The 21,286-nt window shown below is 62.0% G+C and carries 19 protein-coding genes; 6 read left to right on the top strand and 13 right to left on the bottom strand.

The features are described from left to right. Window positions 1-231: 231 nt before the first annotated feature. The 9 genes from hflC to SGN16_RS02705 all read right to left on the bottom strand — a co-directional run bounded on the left by hflC (window position 232) and on the right by SGN16_RS02705 (window position 10,290). Entirely contained in the window at window positions 232-1,101 is an 870-nt protein-coding gene (gene hflC / locus SGN16_RS02745) for a protease modulator HflC (protein WP_210642592.1), read from the bottom strand. Continuing rightward, window positions 1,101-2,270, bottom strand: a complete 1,170-nt coding sequence (hflK, locus tag SGN16_RS02740; RefSeq protein ID WP_210642591.1) for an FtsH protease activity modulator HflK — start codon at window positions 2,268-2,270, stop codon at window positions 1,101-1,103. The genes hflC and hflK overlap by 1 nt, the downstream gene beginning before the upstream one ends. An 85-nt stretch (window positions 2,271-2,355) precedes the next feature. Next, window positions 2,356-3,657 carry a ribosome rescue GTPase HflX gene (gene hflX / locus SGN16_RS02735; protein WP_210642590.1) on the bottom strand — a complete coding sequence of 434 codons (1,302 nt, stop codon included), beginning with the start codon at window positions 3,655-3,657 and terminating at the stop codon, window positions 2,356-2,358. A gap of 12 nt (window positions 3,658-3,669) precedes the next feature. Further along, window positions 3,670-3,930, bottom strand: a complete 261-nt coding sequence (gene hfq, locus SGN16_RS02730) for an RNA chaperone Hfq (protein ID WP_003186419.1) — start codon at window positions 3,928-3,930, stop codon at window positions 3,670-3,672. 91 nt (window positions 3,931-4,021) lie between these two features. After that, on the bottom strand, window positions 4,022-4,993 hold the full coding sequence (miaA, locus tag SGN16_RS02725) for a tRNA (adenosine(37)-N6)-dimethylallyltransferase MiaA (protein ID WP_210642589.1): 972 nt from the start codon (window positions 4,991-4,993) through the stop codon (window positions 4,022-4,024). After that, a complete protein-coding gene (mutL, locus tag SGN16_RS02720; RefSeq protein ID WP_210642588.1) occupies window positions 4,993-6,906 on the bottom strand; it encodes a DNA mismatch repair endonuclease MutL in 1,914 nt (637 codons plus the stop codon). The genes miaA and mutL overlap by 1 nt, the downstream gene beginning before the upstream one ends. Continuing rightward, window positions 6,903-8,333, bottom strand: a complete 1,431-nt coding sequence (locus tag SGN16_RS02715; protein WP_281728934.1) for an N-acetylmuramoyl-L-alanine amidase — start codon at window positions 8,331-8,333, stop codon at window positions 6,903-6,905. The genes mutL and SGN16_RS02715 overlap by 4 nt, the downstream gene beginning before the upstream one ends. After that, window positions 8,333-8,803, bottom strand: coding sequence for a tRNA (adenosine(37)-N6)-threonylcarbamoyltransferase complex ATPase subunit type 1 TsaE (tsaE, locus tag SGN16_RS02710; protein WP_335943829.1), 471 nt, complete (start codon window positions 8,801-8,803; stop codon window positions 8,333-8,335). Before tsaE ends, SGN16_RS02715 begins: the two co-directional genes overlap by 1 nt. Next, entirely contained in the window at window positions 8,791-10,290 is a 1,500-nt protein-coding gene (locus SGN16_RS02705; RefSeq protein WP_335943828.1) for an NAD(P)H-hydrate dehydratase, read from the bottom strand. Before SGN16_RS02705 ends, tsaE begins: the two co-directional genes overlap by 13 nt. A gap of 63 nt (window positions 10,291-10,353) precedes the next feature. Between SGN16_RS02705 and queG the strand changes: the two genes are divergently transcribed. Next, a complete protein-coding gene (gene queG / locus SGN16_RS02700; RefSeq protein ID WP_335943827.1) occupies window positions 10,354-11,433 on the top strand; it encodes a tRNA epoxyqueuosine(34) reductase QueG in 1,080 nt (359 codons plus the stop codon). Here queG and SGN16_RS02695 read toward each other — a convergent pair. Together SGN16_RS02695 and orn are read right to left on the bottom strand one after the other, a co-directional pair. Continuing rightward, entirely contained in the window at window positions 11,415-12,026 is a 612-nt protein-coding gene (locus SGN16_RS02695) for a trimeric intracellular cation channel family protein (RefSeq protein WP_058546520.1), read from the bottom strand. The genes queG and SGN16_RS02695 overlap by 19 nt on opposite strands. A gap of 168 nt (window positions 12,027-12,194) precedes the next feature. Continuing rightward, a complete protein-coding gene (gene orn / locus SGN16_RS02690) occupies window positions 12,195-12,737 on the bottom strand; it encodes an oligoribonuclease (RefSeq protein ID WP_335943826.1) in 543 nt (180 codons plus the stop codon). A 109-nt stretch (window positions 12,738-12,846) separates the two neighbouring features. On the opposite strand from orn, the gene rsgA reads away from it, so the two are divergent. After that, window positions 12,847-13,878 carry a small ribosomal subunit biogenesis GTPase RsgA gene (gene rsgA, locus SGN16_RS02685; protein ID WP_210642584.1) on the top strand — a complete coding sequence of 344 codons (1,032 nt, stop codon included), beginning with the start codon at window positions 12,847-12,849 and terminating at the stop codon, window positions 13,876-13,878. 136 nt (window positions 13,879-14,014) lie between these two features. Here the strand turns inward: rsgA and motB are convergent, their stop codons facing one another. Both motB and motA read right to left on the bottom strand, forming a co-directional pair. Beyond that, window positions 14,015-15,052, bottom strand: coding sequence for a flagellar motor protein MotB (gene motB / locus SGN16_RS02680; RefSeq protein ID WP_210642583.1), 1,038 nt, complete (start codon window positions 15,050-15,052; stop codon window positions 14,015-14,017). A 3-nt stretch (window positions 15,053-15,055) separates the two neighbouring features. Further along, complete coding sequence (motA, locus tag SGN16_RS02675) at window positions 15,056-15,907, bottom strand: flagellar motor stator protein MotA (protein WP_003197198.1); 852 nt, start codon at window positions 15,905-15,907, stop codon at window positions 15,056-15,058. 166 nt (window positions 15,908-16,073) lie between these two features. Between motA and SGN16_RS02670 the strand changes: the two genes are divergently transcribed. From SGN16_RS02670 to SGN16_RS02655, 4 genes are all read left to right on the top strand, one after another. Further along, window positions 16,074-17,612, top strand: coding sequence for an HDOD domain-containing protein (locus SGN16_RS02670; RefSeq protein ID WP_210642582.1), 1,539 nt, complete (start codon window positions 16,074-16,076; stop codon window positions 17,610-17,612). A 42-nt stretch (window positions 17,613-17,654) separates the two neighbouring features. After that, window positions 17,655-18,470: a thiosulfate sulfurtransferase gene (rhdA, locus tag SGN16_RS02665; RefSeq protein WP_210642581.1), complete on the top strand. Its 816-nt coding sequence runs from the start codon at window positions 17,655-17,657 to the stop codon at window positions 18,468-18,470. 18 nt (window positions 18,471-18,488) lie between these two features. After that, complete coding sequence (gene asd / locus SGN16_RS02660; RefSeq protein ID WP_335943825.1) at window positions 18,489-19,349, top strand: archaetidylserine decarboxylase; 861 nt, start codon at window positions 18,489-18,491, stop codon at window positions 19,347-19,349. A 132-nt stretch (window positions 19,350-19,481) separates the two neighbouring features. Next, window positions 19,482-21,242, top strand: a complete 1,761-nt coding sequence (locus SGN16_RS02655) for a molecular chaperone (RefSeq protein ID WP_335943824.1) — start codon at window positions 19,482-19,484, stop codon at window positions 21,240-21,242. The last annotated feature ends 44 nt before the right edge of the window (window positions 21,243-21,286 follow it).

Genomic DNA, 21,286 nt, shown 5'->3' with positions numbered 1-21,286 from the left:
ACGCGCAAGGGCGACGTGACGAATGGCCAGCAATCGGCCTCGCCCAGCACTTTCCTCGAGAAACCTGTCGAGTCGTTCAACTCGACGCCTGCAACTACAAAACGCAATCAAACGTGCAGACGCAAAAAAGCCGGGAATTTCCCGGCTGCCGCATCATACACACGTTTTCCCAAAGGATCACCCCGCCCGACGCTTTAGCCGCCGGGCGGAGCACCTCAGGTCAACGCCGCATCAAGGCTTGGCCTTTTCCAGGTAACGGAAGAAGTCGCTGCTTGGGTCCAGGACCATGACGTCGGATTTGTTCGCAAAACTTTCACGATAAGCGCGCAGGCTACGGTAGAACCCATAGAACTCCTGGTCCTGACCATAGGCCTTGGCGTAGATCGAAGCGGCCTGGGCGTCACCATCACCGCGGACCTCTTCCGATTCACGATAGGCTTCGGCCAGCAGCACGCGACGTTGGCGATCGGCGTCGGCACGGATGCCTTCGGCCAGCTCGTTACCCTTGGCGCGGTGCTCGCGGGCTTCACGCTCACGCTCGGTGCTCATGCGCTCGAATACGCTGCGGTTCACTTCCTTCGGCAGGTCGATGGCCTTGACCCGGACATCGACCACTTCGATGCCCAACTCTTTTTCCGCCATCGTATTCAGCGAACGGGTGATGTCGGCCATGAGCGCATCACGCTCACCGGACACGACTTCATGCAGCGTACGCTTACCGAACTGGTCACGCAGGCCCGACTCCAGACGACGGGACAAACGCTCGTCGGCGATCTGCTTGAGACCGGAGGTCGCGGTGTAGAAGCGCTCGGCATCCTTCACCCGCCACTTGGCGTAGGCGTCCACCATCACGGCTTTCTTTTCCAGCGTCAGGAAGCGCTGCGTCGGTGCATCCAGCGTCATCAGGCGACCGTCGAACTTGCGCACCTTGTTGACGTACGGCACCTTCACATGCAGCCCCGGCTGGACATCAGCCTGGACCACGCGACCAAACTGCAGCAACACCGCACGCTCGGTCTGAGCCACGATGTAGAAGCAGTTCCAGGCAGCGATCGCCACGACGACACCGACAATAAGGGCGATCAGCGATTTATTGCTCATCAGCGACTCTCCCTGGTACGTGCTTGCTGTTGCTGCAGATCCGCCGCACGGGCGTTGCCGTCATTGTTGATAGCTGCCGCGCCAGTCGACGGCGCGCTGGTGTTGCGACCGCTTTCGACCATCTTGTCCAGCGGCAGGTACAGCAGATTGCTCTGGCCGTTCTTGTTGCCGGTCACGAGGACCTTGCTGGTGTTGCTGAAGACTTCCTGCATGGTGTCCAGGTACAGACGCTCGCGGGTAACTTCTGGAGCCTTGCGATACTCGGCCACCAGCTTGGTGAAGCGATCCGCCTCACCCTTGGCCCGGGAAACCACTTCATCGCGGTAGCCGTTGGCATCTTCGATAATGCGCTGGGCCTGGCCACGCGCTTCCGGCACGACGCCGTTGGCATAGGTCTCGGCCTGGTTGCGCGAACGCTGTTCGTCTTCTCGAGCACGAATCACGTCGTCGAAGGCTTCCTGGACTTCACGCGGCGCCGCGGCGCTCTGGACGTTGACCTGGGTCACGGTGATACCGGTGCGATAGGTATCGAGGAACCGTTGCAGGCGCTCCTTGATCTCGCTGGCCATCAGCTCACGCCCTTCGGTCAGCACCTGGTCCATGGCGGTGGAACCCACCACATGGCGCAAGGCACTCTCGGTCGCATGCTGCAGGCTGGTTTCCGGCTGGTCGACGTTCAGTACAAAGTCTTGCAGGTTGGTGATCTTGTATTGCACGGTCAGCGGCACTTCGACGATGTTCTCGTCTTCGGTCAGCATCTGGCCCTGCTTGGTATAGGCACGCTCACGCGTGACGTTTTCCATGTACTTCTGATCGATCGGCGGGAAATAGATGTTCAAGCCCGGGCCAACCGTCTCGTAGTACTTACCGAAGCGCAGCACCACGGCCTGCTCCTGCTCGTCCACGACATAGACCGCGCTGTACAGCCAAATAGCCGCGAGCACGACAAGGCCGATGCCGAGCAGGCCGAAACCGCCGCCCTTGCCCGGACGACCGCCACCATCGTCACCGCGTTTTTTACCACCACCGAACAAACCGTTCAGGCTTTCCTGCAGCTTTCGGAAGGCCTCGTCGAGATCTGGCGGCCCCTTGCGGTCGCCGTTGTTACGACGCTTGCCACCCCAAGGATCCTGATTATTCGAGTTGCCACCCGGCTCATTCCAAGCCATAGCGCTCTCCATCTGATAAAGCAAAGACGCACCCACGGCGCGCCGACCAATGCTACAGAATGCCTGACACAGCTTTCTCAGGCTTTTATTGCAAAGTGTGTTGCTCGATGAATTCCATCGGTTGCAGCCCTTCACGGCTGACCAGCCGGTTAAGCTCCGACCGAGGCAGGCGAACAGCCAGCAGGCAGACGCCTTCTTCGTCGTGTTCTTCTTTTTGCACCGCCCCCAGCTCAAAGAACTGGGCACGCAGCCGGGCGAAACGTTGCGGCAATTTCAGCGTGCCGACGAACAGATCATTGCCCAACAACTCCGCCACAGCCTGCTTGAGCAGGTCCAAGCCGGTGCCGTCACGGGCCGATAACCAGACCCGTTGCGGCTTGCCATCGGCATCGCGCTGGATCTGCGGCTCCACGCCTTCGAGCAAATCGAGTTTGTTGTATACCTCAAGGATCGGCAAGTCCTGGGCCCCGATCTCGCCCAGCACCACCATCACTTGCTCGATCTGCAGCATCCGGTCCGGCTCTGCGGCATCGATCACGTGCAGCAGCAGGTCGGAGTTGCTCGACTCTTCGAGCGTAGCTCGGAAAGCCTCGACCAGCTTATGCGGCAGGTGACGGATGAAACCTACGGTGTCGGCCAGCACGATGGGCCCGAGGTCGTCCAGGTCGAGCCGGCGCAGGGTCGGGTCGAGCGTGGCGAACAACTGGTCGGCGGCATAGACGTCGGATTGGGTGACGTTATTGAACAGGGTCGATTTGCCGGCGTTGGTATAACCCACCAGTGAAACCGTCGGGATGTCCGCGCGCTTGCGACCGCGCCGCGACTGCTCACGCTGGCTGCGGACCTTCTCCAGGCGCCCCTTGATCTGGCGCAGGCGAACCCGCAGCAGACGCCGGTCGGTTTCCAACTGGGTTTCACCCGGACCGCGCAGGCCGATACCGCCCTTCTGCCGCTCAAGGTGAGTCCAGCCACGAACCAGCCGCGTACTCATGTGCTCAAGCTGGGCCAGTTCGACCTGGAGCTTGCCTTCATGGGTACGGGCGCGTTGGGCGAAAATGTCGAGAATCAGCCCCGTACGGTCGATCACGCGGCACTCGAAAACACGTTCGAGGTTGCGTTCCTGACTGGGCGTGAGGATGTGATTGAAAATCACCAGGTCGACCTGCTCGGCCTTGACCAGGTCGCGCAACTCCTCGACCTTGCCACTGCCGATCAGGAATTTGGCGGTTGGCCGATGACGCGGCACGTTGAAAAACGCGACGGTCTCGGCGCCGGCCGAAATTGCCAATTCCTGAAACTCCTGCGGATCTTCGCGCGCCTCAGGGTCCTGTCCATCCAAGTGAACGAGAATGGCCCGTTCACCACCACCGTGGCGCTCAAAGAACAAAGGAGACTCCTATCAGGCGTTACCCGGCTCAGCGTCACCGCCTTCGGATTCGGTTGCGCTAGGCAGACGAATTGGACGGACTGGCACGACTGTCGAGATCGCGTGCTTGTAGACCATCTGGCTGACGGTGTTTTTCAGAAGGATGACGAACTGGTCGAAAGACTCGATCGTGCCTTGTAGTTTGATCCCGTTGACCAGATAGATGGACACCCCAACTTTCTCTTTACGTAAAGTGTTCAAGTAAGGGTCTTGTAGCGAATGCCCTTTTGACATGTGCCGCACTCCTTTAAGGATCAATTATAAAAATCGGAATCAGATGGCTTGGGCCGTCACACCCCCAAGGATAGACGGCAATTGCAAGGACTCAGCTCAATATGGAGATGGTCCCGAGGTATTTCAAGGCGCGTGGCAGATTGTCGCAATCGAGACTGTCAAGCCAATGCAAGTCAGTCCAGCTGCGCAGCCAGGTGAACTGGCGTTTCGCCAATTGGCGCGTGGCAATGATCCCACGCTCCTGCATCTCGGCTGACGTCAGCTTGCCGTCCAGGTAATCCCAGACTTGTCGATAACCCACCGCACGTATAGACGGCAACCCGGCATGCAGGTCACTTCGCTCACGCAGGGCTACGACCTCGTCGACGAATCCCTGTTCCAACATTAAAGTGAATCTTTGTTCAATTCGCCGATGCAGCACTTGCCGGTTCGCCGGAGCGATAGCCAGATTCGCGACAGTATAGGGCAATTGTTGCAGTCCCGAAGCGGCTGCTTCAGTACTTTGCGCAGATTGTCGCTGGCGCAGGGCTGTCATGCTCTGGCCGCTGACCCGATAAACCTCCAGGGCCCGACTGAGCCGCTGCGGGTCGTTGGGGTGAATACGCGCCGCCGACTCCGGGTCAATGGCCGCCAATTGCTCATGCAGCGCTTGCCAGCCAAGGCGTGCAGCCTCTTCTTCGATCTGCGCGCGCACCTCGGGGTCGGCTGCCGGCATATCCGCCAAGCCATCGACCAAGGCCTTGTAATACAGCATCGTGCCGCCCACCAGCAGCGGAATCTTGCCCCGCGCGGTGATCTCGGCCATGGCCTGGAGGGCATCGCGACGAAAATCCGCGGCCGAGTAGGCCTCGGCCGGGTCGAGGATGTCGATCAGTCGGTGCGGATACTCGGCCAGCAGCTCTTTAGACGGCTTGGCCGTGCCAATGTCCATGCCTCGGTAAACCAGGGCCGAATCGACGCTGATCAGCTCGCAGGGCAACACCTTGGTCAATTCGATAGCCAGGTCGGTCTTGCCGGCGGCAGTCGGCCCCATCAGGAAAATCGCCGGTGGCAACTGGTTCATCAACGACCGCGCAGGAACAGTTTGTCCAGGTCGTCCAGGCCCAATTGGGTCCAGGTCGGCCGGCCATGGTTGCATTGACCGCTGCGTTCGGTGTTTTCCATGTCCCGCAGCAGGCCGTTCATTTCCGGCAGGGCCAGGCGCCGGTTGGCGCGGATCGCGCCGTGGCAGGCCATGGTGCCGAGCAGTTCGTTCAGGTGTGCCTGAATCCGGTCGCTGGTGCCGTACTCCATCAGGTCCGCCAGCACGTCGCTGACCAGGCGATTGGCCTCGGCCTGTTTCAACAACGCCGGGATCTGGCGAATCGCCAGGGTTTCCGGGCCCAGGCGTTGCAATTCAAAGCCCAGGCGCTGGAACCAACTCACATGCTCTTCGGCGCAATCGGCTTCGCGCTGGCTGACTGCCAGGGATTCGGGCACCAACAGCGGCTGGCCGCTCAGGCCTTCGCTGGCCATGGCGATTTTCAACCGCTCGTACATGATCCGCTCGTGGGCGGCGTGCATGTCCACCAGCACCAGGCCCTGGGCATTTTCCGAAAGGATATAAATACCTTTGAGTTGCGCCAGGGCATAACCCAACGGCGGGATGTCGCCCTGGCCGTCGGGCAATGCCGCCGCACCGGGTTCAGGCAAGGGTTTGAAGAACTCGCGATACGCCGCCTGGGCCTCGGCCACTGGCACGTTGGATTGCGGGCGCGGGGTGTATTGATACTGATAGCCGCTGCCAGCCCCGCTACCGGCCGTGTTGTAGCTCGGTTGCGCTTGCGGCTGTTCCAGCAACGCGTTGGCCGCCAGGCGCATTTCGCCCTGGGGCCCGAATTCGCCCGCTTCCAACCCGCTAGGCCGGACCATGCCGCCGACCGCCGCCGGGGCCGCCAGTTGATCTTCCGGGCGTACATCGCCCAAGGCGCGGTGCAAGGTGCCGTAGAGGAAATCGTGGACCATGCGCCCGTCACGAAAACGCACCTCATGCTTGGTCGGGTGCACGTTGACGTCCACCACCGCCGGGTCGACTTCAAAAAACAGCACAAAAGTCGGATGCCGACCGTTGAACAGCACGTCGCGATAAGCCTGGCGCACGGCGTGGGCCACCAGTTTGTCGCGCACCGCCCGGCCGTTCACATAAAAATATTGCAAGTCCGCCTGGCTACGGGAGAAGGTCGGCAAGCCAACCCACCCCCACAGATGCAGGCCATTGCGCTCCACCTCGATGGGCAACGCCTGTTCCAGGAACCCGGCACCGCACACCGCACCCACCCGCCGGGCGCGGGCCGCATCGTCGTGGGCCTCGTGCAGGCTGAGGATGGTCTTGCCGTTGTGGCGCAAATGGAACGCCACGTCAAAACGCGCCAGGGCCAGGCGCTTGATGACTTCCTGCAAGTGATCGAATTCGGTCTTCTCGGCCTTGAGAAACTTGCGCCGGGCCGGGGTGTTGAAGAACAGGTCGCGCACCTCCACCGAGGTCCCCACCGGATGAGCCGCCGGCTGCACGCGAGAGGCCATGTCCCGGCCTTCGGTCTCGACTTGCCAGGCCTGCTCGGCGTCGCGGGTGCGGGAGGTAAGTGTCAGGCGCGACACCGAACTGATGGACGCCAGCGCCTCGCCACGAAAGCCCAGGCTCATGACCCGCTCGAGGTCTTCCAGATCGCGAATCTTGCTGGTGGCGTGGCGCGCCAGGGCCAGCGGCAGGTCGTCGGAAGAAATACCGCCACCGTCATCGCGTACCCGCAGCAGCTTGACGCCGCCTTGCTCGACATCCACATCGATGCGCTTGGCCCCGGAGTCGAGGCTGTTTTCCAGCAACTCCTTGATGACCGACGCCGGCCGCTCGACCACTTCGCCGGCGGCGATCTGGTTCGCCAGCCGTGGGCTGAGCAGTTCGATACGGGCGTTGCTGCCGATCACTTCGTCACTCATTGCTGAACCGCCACGTCATTGCCGGGAATGGTCAGGGTCTGGCCGATCTTGAGCTCGTCGCTCTTGAGGTTGTTGGCACTGCGCAAGGTGGCAGGCGACACCTGATAGCGCACAGCGATCATCGCCAGGGTTTCACCAGGACTGACCCGATGGTCCCGCGGGCCCTGGACAATCTTGCCGGAGTCGCGCAACCAGGCAATGTAGGTGCCCGGCGGTGGGTTCTGCTGGAAGAACTGCCGCACGCCGCTGCTGATCGAGCGGGCCAGCGCCTGCTGATGATTGGCGGAGGACAGCTTGGACGCTTCATTGGCGTTGGAGATGAAGCCGGTTTCCACCAGGATCGACGGAATGTCCGGCGACTTGAGCACCATGAACCCGGCCTGTTCGACGCGCTGTTTATGCAGCGGCGTAACGCGACCGATGTTGCTCAAGACCTTCTGGCCGACGTTCAGGCTGGAGGTCAACGAGGCGGTCATCGACAAATCGAGCAACACACCGGCAAGCATCCGGTCCTTGTCGTCGAGACTGACGTTACCGGCACCACCGATCAGGTCGGAACGGTTTTCGCTGTCGGCCAGCCAACGGGCAGTTTCCGAGGTGGCGCCACGATCGGACAAGGCAAATACCGAGGCCCCGAACGCAGCGGCCGAAGGCGCGGCGTCGGCGTGGATGGAGACGAACAGGTCGGCGCCTTTCTTGCGAGCGATTTCGGTACGCCCACGCAACGGAATGAAGTAGTCGCCGGTACGGGTCAGCTCGGCACGGAAGCCTTTCATGCCGTTGACCTGGCGCTGCAGCTCGCGGGCGATGGACAGCACCACGTCTTTTTCACGCTGCCCACGCGAGCCCGAGGCCCCCGGGTCTTCGCCACCGTGACCGGCGTCGATCACCACGATGATGTCGCGCTTGCCGGCCGGGGCCGGTGGCAGCTTGATCGCCGGTTCGGTCGGCGTCACCGGCACCGCCGGTATCGTGGCGACATTGGTCGGCGGCGGCGAAGGTGGCGCGGCGTCGGCCGGGTTATCGAACAGATCCACCACCAGTCGGTTGCCGTACTGAGCGTTCGGGGCCAGGGTGAAGCTTTTCGGGGTCACGGCTTTTTTCAGGTCGATGACCACCCGCAGGTCGGTCGGCGTCCGTTGGGCCGAACGCATCGCGGTAATCGGTGTATTGGCGGTGGCCACGTTCAATGGCGCGCCCAGGGACGCGCCATTGATGTCGATCACCAGGCGATCCGGGGCGGTCAGGGTGAATACGCTGTGTTGCACCGGGCCCGTCAGGTCGAAGACCAGCCGCGTGTTGTCCGGCGCTCGCCAGAGGCGAACGCTGTTGACCTTTGTCTCGGCCACAGCATCGACGGCCAGTGCCGTAAGCAACAGTCCTACGACAGCAACCACCGCGCGAAAGCGCATACCAAACCCCATCATTAATTAGTTTCCAATGCCAAAGCGGCACACCACGACTCGCCACGCGAGCCTTGCGGCGTCAATTTCAGCAAACGCCCGCCGTTCTGCGCGCCAATGGTAATGGTCAGGTCAGGCTTTGGCAAAAAGCCTGCACCTTTCTGGGGCCATTCGATCAGGCACAGAGCGTCATCTTCGAAATAATCGCGAATACCAAGGAATTCCAGCTCTTCAGGATCCACCAGTCGATACAGGTCGAAATGGAAGGCACGGATGTCGCCAATCTCGTAGGGCTCGACCAAGGTGAACGTGGGGCTTTTGACTGAGCCGACGTGTCCGAGGCCGCGAATAATGCCACGGGACAAGGTGGTTTTCCCCGCTCCGAGGTCACCTTCGAGAAAAATCAGGCCATGGCCCGCCGTGATGCGTGCAACGCGCGCCCCGAATGCCGTCATGGCTTGTTCGTCCGCCACGTACAGGGTTACTTCAGACACGGTGAATGCTCCTCCAACAACTGACGAATGGCCGGGATCAGATCGGTCGCCGCCAGCCCCCGGCCCGATCGACCGGCTTGCGCACCGGCATTGGCGTGCAGCCAGACCGCCAGGCACGCCGCATCAAAACTATCCATGCCCTGAGCGAGCAACGCGCCGACCACCCCGGCCAACACATCCCCCAGGCCGGCGCTGGCCATGGCTGGATGGCCCTGGCTGCAAACCGCCAGGCGACCGTCCGGACTGGCGATCAGGCTGCCGGCGCCCTTGAGGATCACCGTGGCGGTATATTTCTGGCTCAAGGCGTGGGCCGCTGCTGGACGATCGGCCTGCACCTGGGCCGTGGACAAGTCCAGAAGCCGCGCCGCCTCGCCCGGATGCGGGGTGATGACACAGTGTTCAGGCAGACTGACAGCGCCGCTGCTCAGCAGGTTCAGCGCATCGGCATCCCACACTTGCGGCAATAGCGCATTGGCGGCCGCCGACAACAGGCTACGCCCCCACGCGGCCTGGCCCAGCCCTGGCCCGACCACCAGCACACTGGCCTGCTTGAGCAACCCCATCAATTGATTGGCCGAATGAGTGCCCTGCACCATGACCTCAGGCAAACGCGTCAGCGCAGCCGAGACATGCTCGCTGCGGGTCGCCATCGAAACCATGCCCGCGCCGCAACGCAGTGCGCTTTCGGCGCTCATCTGGATCGCGCCGCCAAAGCCCCGGTCGCCACCAATCAACAGCACATGACCCAACCGGCCTTTGTGAGTGGTGGGTACACGGGGCGCCAGACGCGGCAGATTATGGGATGAGAGCAGTCGGGCACTGACCGCTGCCGATTCAACGATGTCAGGATCGGCGTGGAGATCGTTGAACACCAGTTCGCCAACCCGATCCGCCGCATCGCCCGTGAACAGGCCCAGCTTCAGGCCAATGAACGTCACGGTCAGGTCGGCCGTCACCGCCGTGCCCAGCACTCGCCCGGTATCAGCGCACAGCCCCGAGGGAATATCCACCGCCGCGACCGGCAGGCCGCTGACGTTGATCGTGTCGATGGCCCGCACATAAGGCTCGCGTACGTCGCCACTCAACCCGGTGCCGAGCAAGGCGTCGAGCAGCACGCCACGCAATTCGATCTCATCCGACCACGGTTCTACCTGCACCCCCACCGCCACGGCCTCGGCATGGGCATTGGCGGCGTCACCCTGCAATCGCCGGGGCTCGCCCACTGCCACCACCCGCGCCGACCACCCGGCCCGCCGGGCCAAGGTTGCCACCAGATAACCGTCGCCGGCGTTGTTACCGTGACCGGCCAGCACGGTCAGCTCGCCGGCCTCAGGCCAATGCCGGACGATCGCTCGCCAGGTGGCACGGGCCGCGCGCTGCATCAATTCGAAGCCGCTGGTACCTGCCGCGATCAGTTGTGCGTCGAGGGCCCGGACCTGCGCGGCACTGTACAGCGCGTCGGGAAAATCATCTTTAGTGTGCGGCATGCGTCTTCGGGCTCCGATGTCTGGCAGAATTATACGCATCTCAGCTCCGGTTTCTCTCGCCTCATGCCTGCCATTTCCACAGACCTCCCTGCCCTCGCCCTCTCCATCAAGGACTGGGGCCGCGAGCTGGGCTTCCAGCAAGTCGGCATCAGCGGCCTGGACCTTGCCGAGCACGAGCAGCATTTGCAGCGCTGGCTCGACGCGGGTTATCACGGCGAGATGGAATACATGGGCGCCCATGGCAGCAAACGCTCGCACCCCGAAGAGCTGGTGCCGGGCACATTGCGGGTGGTTTCCCTGCGCATGGACTACCTGCCGGGCGACACACAAATGGCGCAATTGCTTGGCCAACCGGAAAAAGCCTATGTCTCGCGCTATGCATTGGGCCGCGATTACCACAAATTGATCCGTAAACGTGTGCAGCAACTGGCAGAAAAAATTCAGGCGGTCATCGGCCCCTTCGGTTATCGCGCCTTCGTCGACAGCGCCCCGGTGCTGGAAAAAGCCATCGCCGAACAGGCCGGCCTGGGTTGGATCGGCAAGAACACCCTGGTGTTGAACCGCAAGGCTGGCAGCTATTTCTTCTTGAGCGAGCTGTTTGTCGACCTGCCCCTGCCGGTGGACCCACCCCACGCCAGCGAACACTGCGGAAAATGCACTGCGTGCCTGGACATCTGCCCGACGAATGCCTTCGTCGGCCCCTACGTGCTGGATGCCCGACGCTGCATTTCCTACCTGACCATCGAACTGAAAAGCGCCATCCCCGAAGAACTGCGGCCGTTGATCGGCAATCGGGTGTTCGGTTGTGATGACTGCCAGATCGTCTGCCCGTGGAACCGCTTCGCCCGGCCTTCCGGGGAAAGCGACTTCAAGCCGCGGCACAACCTGGACAATGCCGGGCTGGCCGAGCTGTTCATGTGGGACGAGGATCGGTTTCTGAGCAGCACCGAAGGTTCGCCGCTGCGCCGCGCCGGTTACGAACGCTGGCTACGCAACCTGGCGGTAGGCCTGGGGAACGCACCGTCAACGATTCCGGTGCTACAGGCACTGCAAGCGCGGCGCGATTATCCGTCAGAACTGGTGCGCGAACATGTGGAATGGGCGTTGCGCCAACACGCCGAGCGTCAGACCTCGTCGTTATAAACGAACTTGGGCATTTCCCAGTGAAAGCGGATAGCCAGGAGCCGCAACAAAAAGCCACCGAACAAAGTGATGAGGATCGCCTGCTCGCTCGGCAGTTGCAGGAAGACACACAATAGATAACACCATGCTGCGGCAAACGAGACGCTGGCGTAGAGTTCGCGGCGGAAGATCAGCGGGATGTCGTTGCAGAATATGTCCCGCAGGATGCCGCCGAACACGCCCGTGATGACACCGCTGACCGACGCCACCAGCATGCCGTGGCCCATTTCCAGGGCGGTCATACAGCCGATCAGGGTAAACGCCACCAGGCCCACGGCGTCGAGCACCAGGAACAGCGAGCGCAGATGGCGCATCCAGCGCGCGAGGAAAACCGTGAGCATCGCCGCTGCGGTGGTCAGTACCAGGTATTCCGGGTGCTTGACCCAAGTGAGCGGGTAATGCCCGAGCAGCACATCACGCACCGAACCGCCACCCAATGCCGTGACGCAGGCGATCAGCACCACGCCGAACCAGTCCATGCCACGGCGCCCGGCGGACAAGGCGCCGGTCATGGCTTCGGCGGTGATGGCGATCAGATAAAGCATCAGCAACATGAGGGGCGGTCCTTACTGGAAGGCGCGCAGTCTAGCCATTTCGGGCAGGCACCAAAAGGGGGCAAGGCAACGGCCCCAGCCTAAACATCACGCCCCCCAGCCCAAACTGCTCCCTCGCCACCACAGCTTCCCCGCCTGCCGCCTCGCTGCAATAGCCTGGGAGCCGACTTAGAACTTGATGAAGTGCTTACGGTAATGCTGCAACTCGGCGATGGACTCGCGAATGTCGTCCAGGGCCAGGTGGCTGCCGCCCTTCTGGAAACTGTCACGCACTTCTGGAGCCCAGCGAGCAGCCAGCTCCTTGAGGGTGGAGACGTCCAGGTTGCGGTAGTGGAAGTAGCTTTCCAGGGATTTCATGTGGGTATAGAGGAAGCGACGATCCTGGCAGATGCTGTTGCCACAGATCGGCGACTTGCCCTTTGGCACCCACTGCTCCAGGAAGGCGATGGTCTGGGCCTCGGCCTCGGCCATGCTGATTTTGCTCTCGCGTACCCGCTGGGTAAGGCCAGAGCCGCCGTGCTGGCGAGTGTTCCATTCGTCCATGCCAGCCAGGATCTCGTCGCGGTGATGGATCGCGATCACCGGGCCTTCGGCCAAGGTGTTGAGGTCACTGTCGGTGACGATGGTGGCCATTTCGATGATGACATCGGTGTCAGGGTTCAGACCGGTCATTTCCAGGTCGATCCAGATCAGGTTCTGCGGGTTTTGCATAGGGGAGCTCCTCGGCGTAGCCACGCAGTTTAGCCTAGGCAGGCCCTTGGGCGTGCTAAACTCGCGGCCGTTTTACCCTATTCGCTGCATTTCTTCATACGGAACACCCATGGCCAAACGCCAACTCAATCGTCGTCAAAACTGGCGCATCGAAAAGATCCAGGGCGAGCGCGCCGCCCGCGCCGCCAAACGCGAATCCAGTGCTGTCGAAGCCCTGGAGGGTGGCGACCTGGGCCCTGAACAGACGGGCCTGGTGATCGCCCACTTCGGCGTGCAAGTCGAGGTCGAGGCCCGGGAAGGCGAACTGGCCGGCCAGGTGTTCCGCTGCCACTTGCGGGCCAACCTGCCGGCACTGGTGACGGGCGACCAGGTCGTCTGGCGCGCCGGCAACCAGGGCATCGGCGTAATCGTGGCGCAATTACCGCGTCACACCGAGCTGTGCCGCCCGGACAGCCGAGGCCAGCTCAAGCCGGTGGCCGCCAACGTTGACATGATCGTCATCGTCTTTGCGCCGCTGCCCGAGCCTCACGCCAACCTGATCGACCGTTACCTGGTAGCCGCCGAGCACGCCGGCATCCGCCCGTTGCTGCTGCTCAACAAGTTCGACCTGATCGACGAACACAACGCTCCTGCGCTGAACGCTTTGCTGTCGGTCTATCGGGACTTGGGTTACCCGGTGCTGGAAGTCTCGGCTCATCACGGCGACGGGATGGAAAAATTGCAGGAACAACTGGACGGACGCATCAGTGTGTTCGTCGGCCAGTCCGGTGTCGGCAAGTCGTCGCTGGTCAACAGCCTGCTGCCGGACGTCGAGACCCGTGTCGGGCCGTTGTCCGAACTGTCTGGCCAAGGCACCCACACCACCACCACCGCGCGGCTGTTCCACTTCCCCGGCGGCGGTGAACTGATCGACTCGCCGGGCATCCGCGAGTTTGGCTTGGGTCACGTCAGCCGGGCCGATGTCGAAGCCGGATTCATCGAGTTCAACGAGCTGATCGGCACCTGCCGCTTCCGCGACTGCAAGCACGATCGCGAACCCGGTTGTGCCCTGCTCAAGGCCTTGGAAGAAGGTCGCGTGCATCAGCAACGGATGAACAGCTACCGCTCGATCATCGCCAGCCTGCCGGAAAGCAGTTACTGATCCCGGTTATAGAATCGTTCCCACACTCTGCGTGGTAACGCATCTGGTGACGCTCAGCGTCCCACGCAGAGCGTGGGAACGATCAGAAAACAATGATTCACAAAAAAGCCGACAATGATGTCGGCTTTTTTGTGGGTTACTGCGCAGGCGTCTCGGCAGGCTTGGGCGCAGCGTCCTCGAACAGGTTCAGACGCTCGCGCAGCTCGTGGGCCGGCACCGGCTGCTTATCCGCCGGCAAGGCGTTCGGATCAGCCGCCGCCCCAGGCGTTGCCGGTACTTCACCCGGTGCGCCCTGGCCCTGGGCCGGATCCGGCGCCGGGTCATCGGTTTGCGAACCTTCGATGGCCTGCTGGGCCTTCTTGGTCAACACCACGATATCGATACGCCGGTTGACCGGGTTGAACGGATCCTTGCGGTCGAACAACGCCGAGGATGCGTAACCGACCACCCGCGCCACCTGTTCGTCCGGATAACTGCCGGCCACCAGGGCACGACGTGCCGCGTTGGCGCGGTTAGCGGACAGTTCCCAGTTACCGAAATCACCTTTGCCGACATAGGGCTTGGCATCGGTATGACCGCTGATGCTGATTTTGTTCGGCACCGCTTTGATGGTGTCAGCCATGGCCAGCAGAATGTCTTCGAAGTAAGGCTTCAGGCGCGCACTGCCGGAATCGAACATCGGCCGGTTCTCGGCGTCCATGATCTGGATGCGCAAGCCGTTCGGCGTGATTTCGAACAGGATCTGGTCCTTGAATTTCTGCAGCTGCGGGTTCTCCTCGACCTTGTTCTGCAACTCCTGCAGCAACAATTCCAGGCGCTCGCGCTCGATCTGCTCGGCCATGCCTTCGACCTGCTCGGAATCCACCGTCACTTTGTCGGGCTGGGGCTCGGACTTGACTTCAGGGTTGAGGGTCGTTTCCGGCGCCAGGGTCGGTGAACCACCCAGGTCGATGATGTACGGCGTGCCGCTTTCAGTAAAACCGACCGGGTCCTTGAAGTAACCGGCGATGGCGATCTTCTGTTCCGGGGTCGCGGTGGACAGCAGCCACAGCACCAGGAAGAACGCCATCATCGCCGTCGCAAAGTCGGCGAAGGCGATTTTCCAGGCGCCCCCGTGATGCCCCGCGGCTATGCGCTTGACGCGCTTGATAATGATCGGCTGGTTATTTTCCATGACTTAGCGACCGCGAACCGCTTGTTCCAGCTCGGCGAAGCTTGGACGGTGCGCCGGGTACAGGACCTTGCGGCCGAACTCCACCGCCAGCGATGGCGGCATGCCCGAGGCCGAGGCCACCAGGGAAGCCTTGATGGCTTCGTAGACGTTGAGCTCTTCCTTGGCGTCGTGGGCCAGGGAGTGGGCCAGAGGGCCGAAGAAACCATACGCGGCCAAAATACCGAAGAAGGTCCCCACCAGTGCCGCACCCACGTGCAGACCGATGGATTTCTGGTCACCGTCGCCCAGGGAAGCCATGGTCACCACGATGCCCAATACCGCCGCGACGATACCAAAGCCCGGCATGGCGTCGGCGATACCGGTGACCGCGTGGGACGGGTGCTCCAGGTCTTCCTTGAGGCTGTAGAGTTCCATGTCGAACAGCCCTTCGAGCTCATGGGGGGCCATGTTGCCAGACGACATGATGCGCAGGTAATCACAGATGAACGCCGTCATCCGGGCATCTTTGAGCACCGCGGGGTACTTGGCGAATATCGGGCTGGCGGCGGCATCTTCGATATCCCCTTCGATCGCCATCATGCCTTCGCGGCGGCTCTTGTTGAGGATCTCGTAGATCAGCCCCAACACCTCGAGGTAGAAGGTGTGGCTGAAACGCGAACTGAACATGCCCAAGGACTTCTTGAGCACGTGCATTGTCATGTAGCCGGGGTTGGCCTGCAGGAATGCGCCAAGGGCCGCGCCACCGATGATCATCACCTCGAAAGGCTGGATCAGGGCTGCAATCTTGCCATGGGAGAGCACGTATCCGCCGAGTACGCTCGCGAACACGACAATGATGCCGATAATTTTAGCCATAGATAGAAAGTACTTATTTAAGTCGGGTTCAAGGTCATATTCGGAAGCTGAAAAATCTCTTCTTCTACTTATCGGCAAAACTGCGCCAGACTATAGCCAGTTCTGGCGAAAAGCCAGTTTGCCCCGTTCCGGGCGTAGATACTCTATGCGATGATCGCGTCCAACCATGGCTAACGAAACGAAGGTTCCAACTCCACGGCCGACCACGCTCGAAGGCTGGGTAAAGCTGCTCGAAGGCGTACACCTGCCGGTGCCCCAGGCCAGTCACGACTTGGTCTGCAAGGCTGTTGCCGACAGCCGCCGGTCATTGCGAGACATCGCCGAACTGATCCAGGACAGCCCCGCCCTGGCGTTGAGTGTCATCCGCGAAGCCAACCATCACACCCACGGCAGCCTTGCAGAACCTGCGGAAAATCTCGAAGTAGCGATCAACCGCCTCGGCCTCAAGCGCACCGAAGAACTGCTTGCACGCCTGCCCTCGCTGCCGGAACAGCAGATACCCGTCGCCCTGCGCCAGGTGCAATTGATCAGCCAGCACGCAACGCAACAGGCCAATGGTTTTTTTGCCAGCCGCCTGGCGCGGCTGTGGCAAGACATCCACTGGGGCAGCCTGCTGTTTCTGTCGCCGCTCTGGCCACTGGCCCTGACCCACCCACGCTTGCTGGGAGAGTGGGAGTTGCGGGTCATCCATAAAGGCGAGCCAGCCAGCAAGGTGGAGCGCGAACTGTTCGGCGTCGGCCTGCTGAAAATTTGCCTGGCCCTGGTAGAAGCCTGGCGCCTGCCGATCTGGGTGATGCAAGGCTATCGCCTGTTGCTCAGCGAACGCCGCGAGCTGGTAAAAGTGCTACGCATTGCCCGGGACAGCGAACACCCGCTGCGCCAACAGAATCGCCTGGACGATGACCCAACCCTGCGGCGCTGGCTCAATCAGCCGGCCAATACCGTGCTACTGGCCAACGGCCTGGCCCTTTCGGCACAACAGGCGTGGGATTGCCCCCATAGCCAGCGCTGGCAATACCTGACCAGCTTGTATCTGCAAATGCCGATGGATGAAGTCCAGCAGCAACTGCATCAACAAGCCGTCATCAGCGCCCGCCACCACGCCATGCCAGATCTCTGGCATCCAGCCGTGGCGCTGATCTGGCCCTGGGACAGCCACCGCATCCACCCTGGGTTGCTGCCGCCCGCCCCACCCAGCGCCGAAGACCTGACCCGGTGGCGCAAGCAATGCTCTGCCCTGCTGGTGGAACCGAGCCCCTTCAGCAATGCCATGCACCTGACCACCTCGGCCCGGGATGCGTTGGCGGCCTGCGGCATGCGCCGGGTGATGATCCTGATGGCCGACCGCAGCCAGACCAGCGTGCGCGTGCATCAAACCGCTGGCCTGCCTGCAGAAGCTGCGGCCATGAGTTTCTCCATCAGCCAGAGCAAGGTCCTGCAACGGTTGCTGGCCCAGCAGGCCCAGGTTCGCCTGACCCCGGACAACAATGCCCAGTTTTCCGCGCTGCTGCCGCCGGGCCTGCGCAGCCTGTTCCGGGGTGAGCACCTGCTGTTGCGTTCGCTGACGTGCAACGGCCGGGTGATCATGCTGGTGGTGGTCGATCAGGGCGGCGGACCGTTTTCGGATGTGACCGTACAGGCCTTCGGCAAAACCGTGCAATGCATCGAAAGGGCCTTGCATACCTTCACCAACCGCGGCCGCTGAACTTGATACAATCGTTTCCCTTTGCGCCCCTGGAGACCTCACATGCCTGACTTCTCTGGCTTGCCGCTGGTGATCGAGCCGAGCGAGCTGCTGCCGCGCCTCGACGCCCGCGAACTGATTCTGGTGGACCTGACCAGCGCCGCCCGCTACAGCACCGGCCACATCCCCGGCGCACGTTTCGTCGACCCCAAGCGTACGCAACTGGGCCAGCCCCCAGCGCCAGGCCTGTTGCCGGCCAAAGCCGATCTGCAAGCACTGTTCGGCGAACTCGGGCACAACCCGGATGCGGTCTACGTGGTCTATGACGATGAAGGCGGCGGCTGGGCCGGGCGTTTTATCTGGCTGCTGGACGTGATCGGCCACTCGAACTACCACTACCTCGACGGCGGCCTGCTGTCGTGGCTGGACGAGGGTTTGCCGGTCTCCACTGAAGTGCCCGCACCCGTCGCCGGCCCGGTAAGCCTGACACTGCACGACGAACCCACTGCCACCCGCGAATACCTGCAAAGCCGTCTCGGCGCCGCCGACCTGGCGATCTGGGACGCACGCGGTCCGCTGGAATACTCCGGCGAGAAAGTCGTCGCCGCCAGGGGCGGACACATCCCCGGCGCGGTCAACTTCGAATGGACTGCCGGCATGGACCAGGCGCGCAACCTGCGCATTCGCAAGGATATGCCACAGATCCTTGAACAATTGGGCATCACGCCGGACAAAGAAATCATCACTCACTGCCAGACCCACCACCGCTCTGGCTTCACCTATCTGGTGGCCAAGGCGCTCGGTTATCCACGAGTCAAAGGCTATGCCGGTTCCTGGGGCGAATGGGGCAATCACCCCGACACCCCTATCGAGCTCTGAAGTTCTTAAGGACAGTTAATGAAAAACCGCTTGTTCATCCTCTCTCAATACCTGCTGCCCCATCATCTGCTGTCGCGGCTGGCCGGCTGCATTGCCGAATGCCGTGTGCGCTGGTTCAAGAATGCCTTCACCGCGTGGTTCGCCAAGCGTTATCAAGTGGACATGTCCCAGGCCCTGGTGGAAGACCTGACGGCCTACGAGCACTTCAACGCTTTCTTCACCCGCGCCTTGAAAGACGGCGCCCGCCCGCTGGACCCAACCCCGGGGGCGATCCTCAGCCCCGCCGACGGTGCCGTCAGCCAGCTCGGCCCGATCGAGCATGGCCGGGTATTCCAGGCCAAGGGGCACAGCTTCAGCGTGCTGGAACTGCTCGGTGGTGACGCGGCCAACGCGGCGCCATTCATGGGCGGTGACTTCGCCACCATTTACCTCTCGCCCAAGGATTACCACCGGGTGCACATGCCACTGGCCGGCACGCTGCGGGAGATGGTCTACATTCCCGGGCGAATTTTCTCGGTCAACCAGACCACTGCTGAAAACGTTCCTGAGCTGTTTGCTCGTAACGAGCGCGTGGCGTGCATTTTCGACACCGAGCGTGGGCCGATGGCCGTGGTCCTGGTGGGCGCGATGATCGTGGCATCCATCGAAACCGTCTGGGCCGGCCTGGTGACACCGCCCAAGCGTGAACTCAAGACTTTCCGCTATGACGAAGCCGCTCGCGCACCGATCCACCTGGAAAAAGGCGCCGAACTGGGCCGCTTCAAACTGGGCTCGACCGCCATTGTGCTGTTCGGGCCGGACCAGGTGAAATGGGCTGAAGAACTGGTGGCCGGCTCGCCGGTGCAGATGGGCCAGGGGCTGGCGCTGCCAAAGGCCTGAGTAAAAGATCAAATGTGGGAGCGAGCTTGCTCGCTCCCACAGGGTATCCAGCATAGATAGCGCACGTCTTTTGGCTACAACTGCTAGAGTTGGAAACATCCCTTTCATTTCCCGCCGGAGCCCGTCCACGGCATGAATGAGACCAGCCCTCTCCAGCTATTGCGTGTCCTGACCCCGACGCAATCACGCCTGTCGTTCTGCGACGCCACGCCACGCGACCTCAAGCGCTGGATCGCCAACCTGCCCAAGGCCAACATCGGCGAAACCGCCCGCTTGCTGTACCAGGCCCTTGGCGAACTCAACCAATTGCTCACGCCCAGCGACAATCGCCTGCAACTGCTCGAACTGCTGCGGCCCGAGGTGTATTACGTCTGCAAGCACCTGGAGCGGCATTTCCTGCAACAAGCCATTGTGCTGGATGAGCGCTCGCGCAAGATCGTCAACCTGTGCCAGGCCCTGCAAAGTCATCTGGCGATGGGCTACAAACAGATCGTGGCACGCATCGCCTCGAAGTACACCAAGGACCAGGCCCGCCTGCTGAGCACTGCATTGCAACGGGCCATGCATGCCCTCGACGGCACCCTGCTGCGTGTCACCCAGCTATATAGCCCTGTGCCCGAAGGGCTGTGGCTCGACTTGCATCAGTTGTATCGGATTGCCTGCCAGCACCGCTTGCAACACCTCAACGTAGGCGATGAACTGGCCAGCCAGGTTCATCAGTTGAATGCCGAGCAAACCTATGTGGTCGCCCTGCTGCTGGGCGCTTCACGCAGCAATCAACTGCGCCAGGGTCAGATCGCCCGGCTGGCCGAGGTGCTGGAATCCTGGAGCCAGTGGGTCAAGATGGATCCGGCCGCCGTCACCGCCAGCTTGTTTGCCGTTGCACCGGAACTGGACATCGGGCCGCGTTATCGCTCCAAGTTCAGGGCCGAGCAGCAGCCGACCTTGCAGGGCTTTGATCCACAGCCACTGGTGTGCGCGATCACCACTCACCTGGCACAACCGGCCGATCACACCCTGCCAGTTCCTGGCGGCATGAGTGCCGACACCTTGCATCACCTGCAAGCCGCCTGGGGCGAAGCGGCCGAACGCAGCTTCCAGCGTACCGAGGGCAACGGCACGCTGACCCTGTGCGTGGGCATGAGTGCGCTGCACTATTACCTTGGCGGCGAGCGCTCTTTCAGCGAAATACTGAAAAACCCCAACACACGCAAGGCCCGTTTCGAAGCCTTGCCAACCAGGACCAACGACACCTGGAGGCAAGCCTTCGACGCCGCCCCGGCCGGCGACAACGAGCTGTTGCCCTATGAAGAAATCGAGTATCCGGTCAATCCGGCCGATGACGACGGCACCAGTTCTGACAACCAGCATCACTTCCCCACCTACGACTTGCCGATCATCAATCACAGCCCTGGCGGTTACTGCCTTGGTTGGCCGAAAGAGGTGCCGGAACAACTGCAAGCGGGGGAAATGGTCGGTATCCGGGACACCAGTGATCAAGCCTGGAGCATCGCCGTGGTGCGCTGGATCCGCCAGGTGCGCAATGGCGCCATGCAAATGGGCATCGAGCTTGTCGCCCCCCATGCCCAGCCGTGCGGGTTGCAACTGGTCCGCCAAGAGAATGAGCACGGTCACTACCTGCGCGGGCTGTTACTCCCCGAGATCAGCGCCATTGACCTTCCCCCCACCATGATCGCCCCGCGCCTGCCCTTCCAGGAGGGACAGCAGGTGCTGATCAATACCAACGGCCAGGAACGCCGCGCCGGGCTGGACCGACGGGTCACCAGCACCCACAGCTTCAACCAGTTTGCCTATCACCAGGAGGATTCAGCCGCCACCGAGGATGGCAACGAGCAAGAAGGGAATTTTGATTCGTTGTGGAAGTCGCTTTAAGCAGCGCTGCACCCTCTGTTTTGATCGTTCCCACGCTCCGCGTC

Origin of the sequence: Pseudomonas sp. G166 (genome assembly GCF_037027455.2) — a bacterium.
In the GTDB taxonomy this organism is placed as follows: domain Bacteria; phylum Pseudomonadota; class Gammaproteobacteria; order Pseudomonadales; family Pseudomonadaceae; genus Aquipseudomonas.
Note: the sequence above shows the minus strand (reverse complement) of the source record. Positions and strands in the feature narration are given on the sequence as shown.

Bases quoted from the DNA above. Each gene is read 5' to 3' on its own strand.
- hflC (WP_210642592.1), bottom strand. From the start codon at position 1,101: ATGAGCAATAAATCGCTGATCGCCCTTATTGTCGGTGTCGTCGTGGCG.
- hflK (WP_210642591.1), bottom strand. From the start codon at position 2,270: ATGGCTTGGAATGAGCCGGGTGGCAACTCGAATAATCAGGATCCTTGG.
- hfq (WP_003186419.1), bottom strand. From the start codon at position 3,930: ATGTCAAAAGGGCATTCGCTACAAGACCCTTACTTGAACACTTTACGT.
- miaA (WP_210642589.1), bottom strand. From the start codon at position 4,993: ATGAACCAGTTGCCACCGGCGATTTTCCTGATGGGGCCGACTGCCGCC.
- mutL (WP_210642588.1), bottom strand. From the start codon at position 6,906: ATGAGTGACGAAGTGATCGGCAGCAACGCCCGTATCGAACTGCTCAGC.
- SGN16_RS02715 (WP_281728934.1), bottom strand. From the start codon at position 8,333: ATGATGGGGTTTGGTATGCGCTTTCGCGCGGTGGTTGCTGTCGTAGGA.
- SGN16_RS02705 (WP_335943828.1), bottom strand. From the start codon at position 10,290: ATGCCGCACACTAAAGATGATTTTCCCGACGCGCTGTACAGTGCCGCG.
- queG (WP_335943827.1), top strand. From the start codon at position 10,354: ATGCCTGCCATTTCCACAGACCTCCCTGCCCTCGCCCTCTCCATCAAG.
- SGN16_RS02695 (WP_058546520.1), bottom strand. From the start codon at position 12,026: ATGTTGCTGATGCTTTATCTGATCGCCATCACCGCCGAAGCCATGACC.
- orn (WP_335943826.1), bottom strand. From the start codon at position 12,737: ATGCAAAACCCGCAGAACCTGATCTGGATCGACCTGGAAATGACCGGT.
- rsgA (WP_210642584.1), top strand. From the start codon at position 12,847: ATGGCCAAACGCCAACTCAATCGTCGTCAAAACTGGCGCATCGAAAAG.
- motB (WP_210642583.1), bottom strand. From the start codon at position 15,052: ATGGAAAATAACCAGCCGATCATTATCAAGCGCGTCAAGCGCATAGCC.
- motA (WP_003197198.1), bottom strand. From the start codon at position 15,907: ATGGCTAAAATTATCGGCATCATTGTCGTGTTCGCGAGCGTACTCGGC.
- SGN16_RS02670 (WP_210642582.1), top strand. From the start codon at position 16,074: ATGGCTAACGAAACGAAGGTTCCAACTCCACGGCCGACCACGCTCGAA.
- rhdA (WP_210642581.1), top strand. From the start codon at position 17,655: ATGCCTGACTTCTCTGGCTTGCCGCTGGTGATCGAGCCGAGCGAGCTG.
- asd (WP_335943825.1), top strand. From the start codon at position 18,489: ATGAAAAACCGCTTGTTCATCCTCTCTCAATACCTGCTGCCCCATCAT.
- SGN16_RS02655 (WP_335943824.1), top strand. From the start codon at position 19,482: ATGAATGAGACCAGCCCTCTCCAGCTATTGCGTGTCCTGACCCCGACG.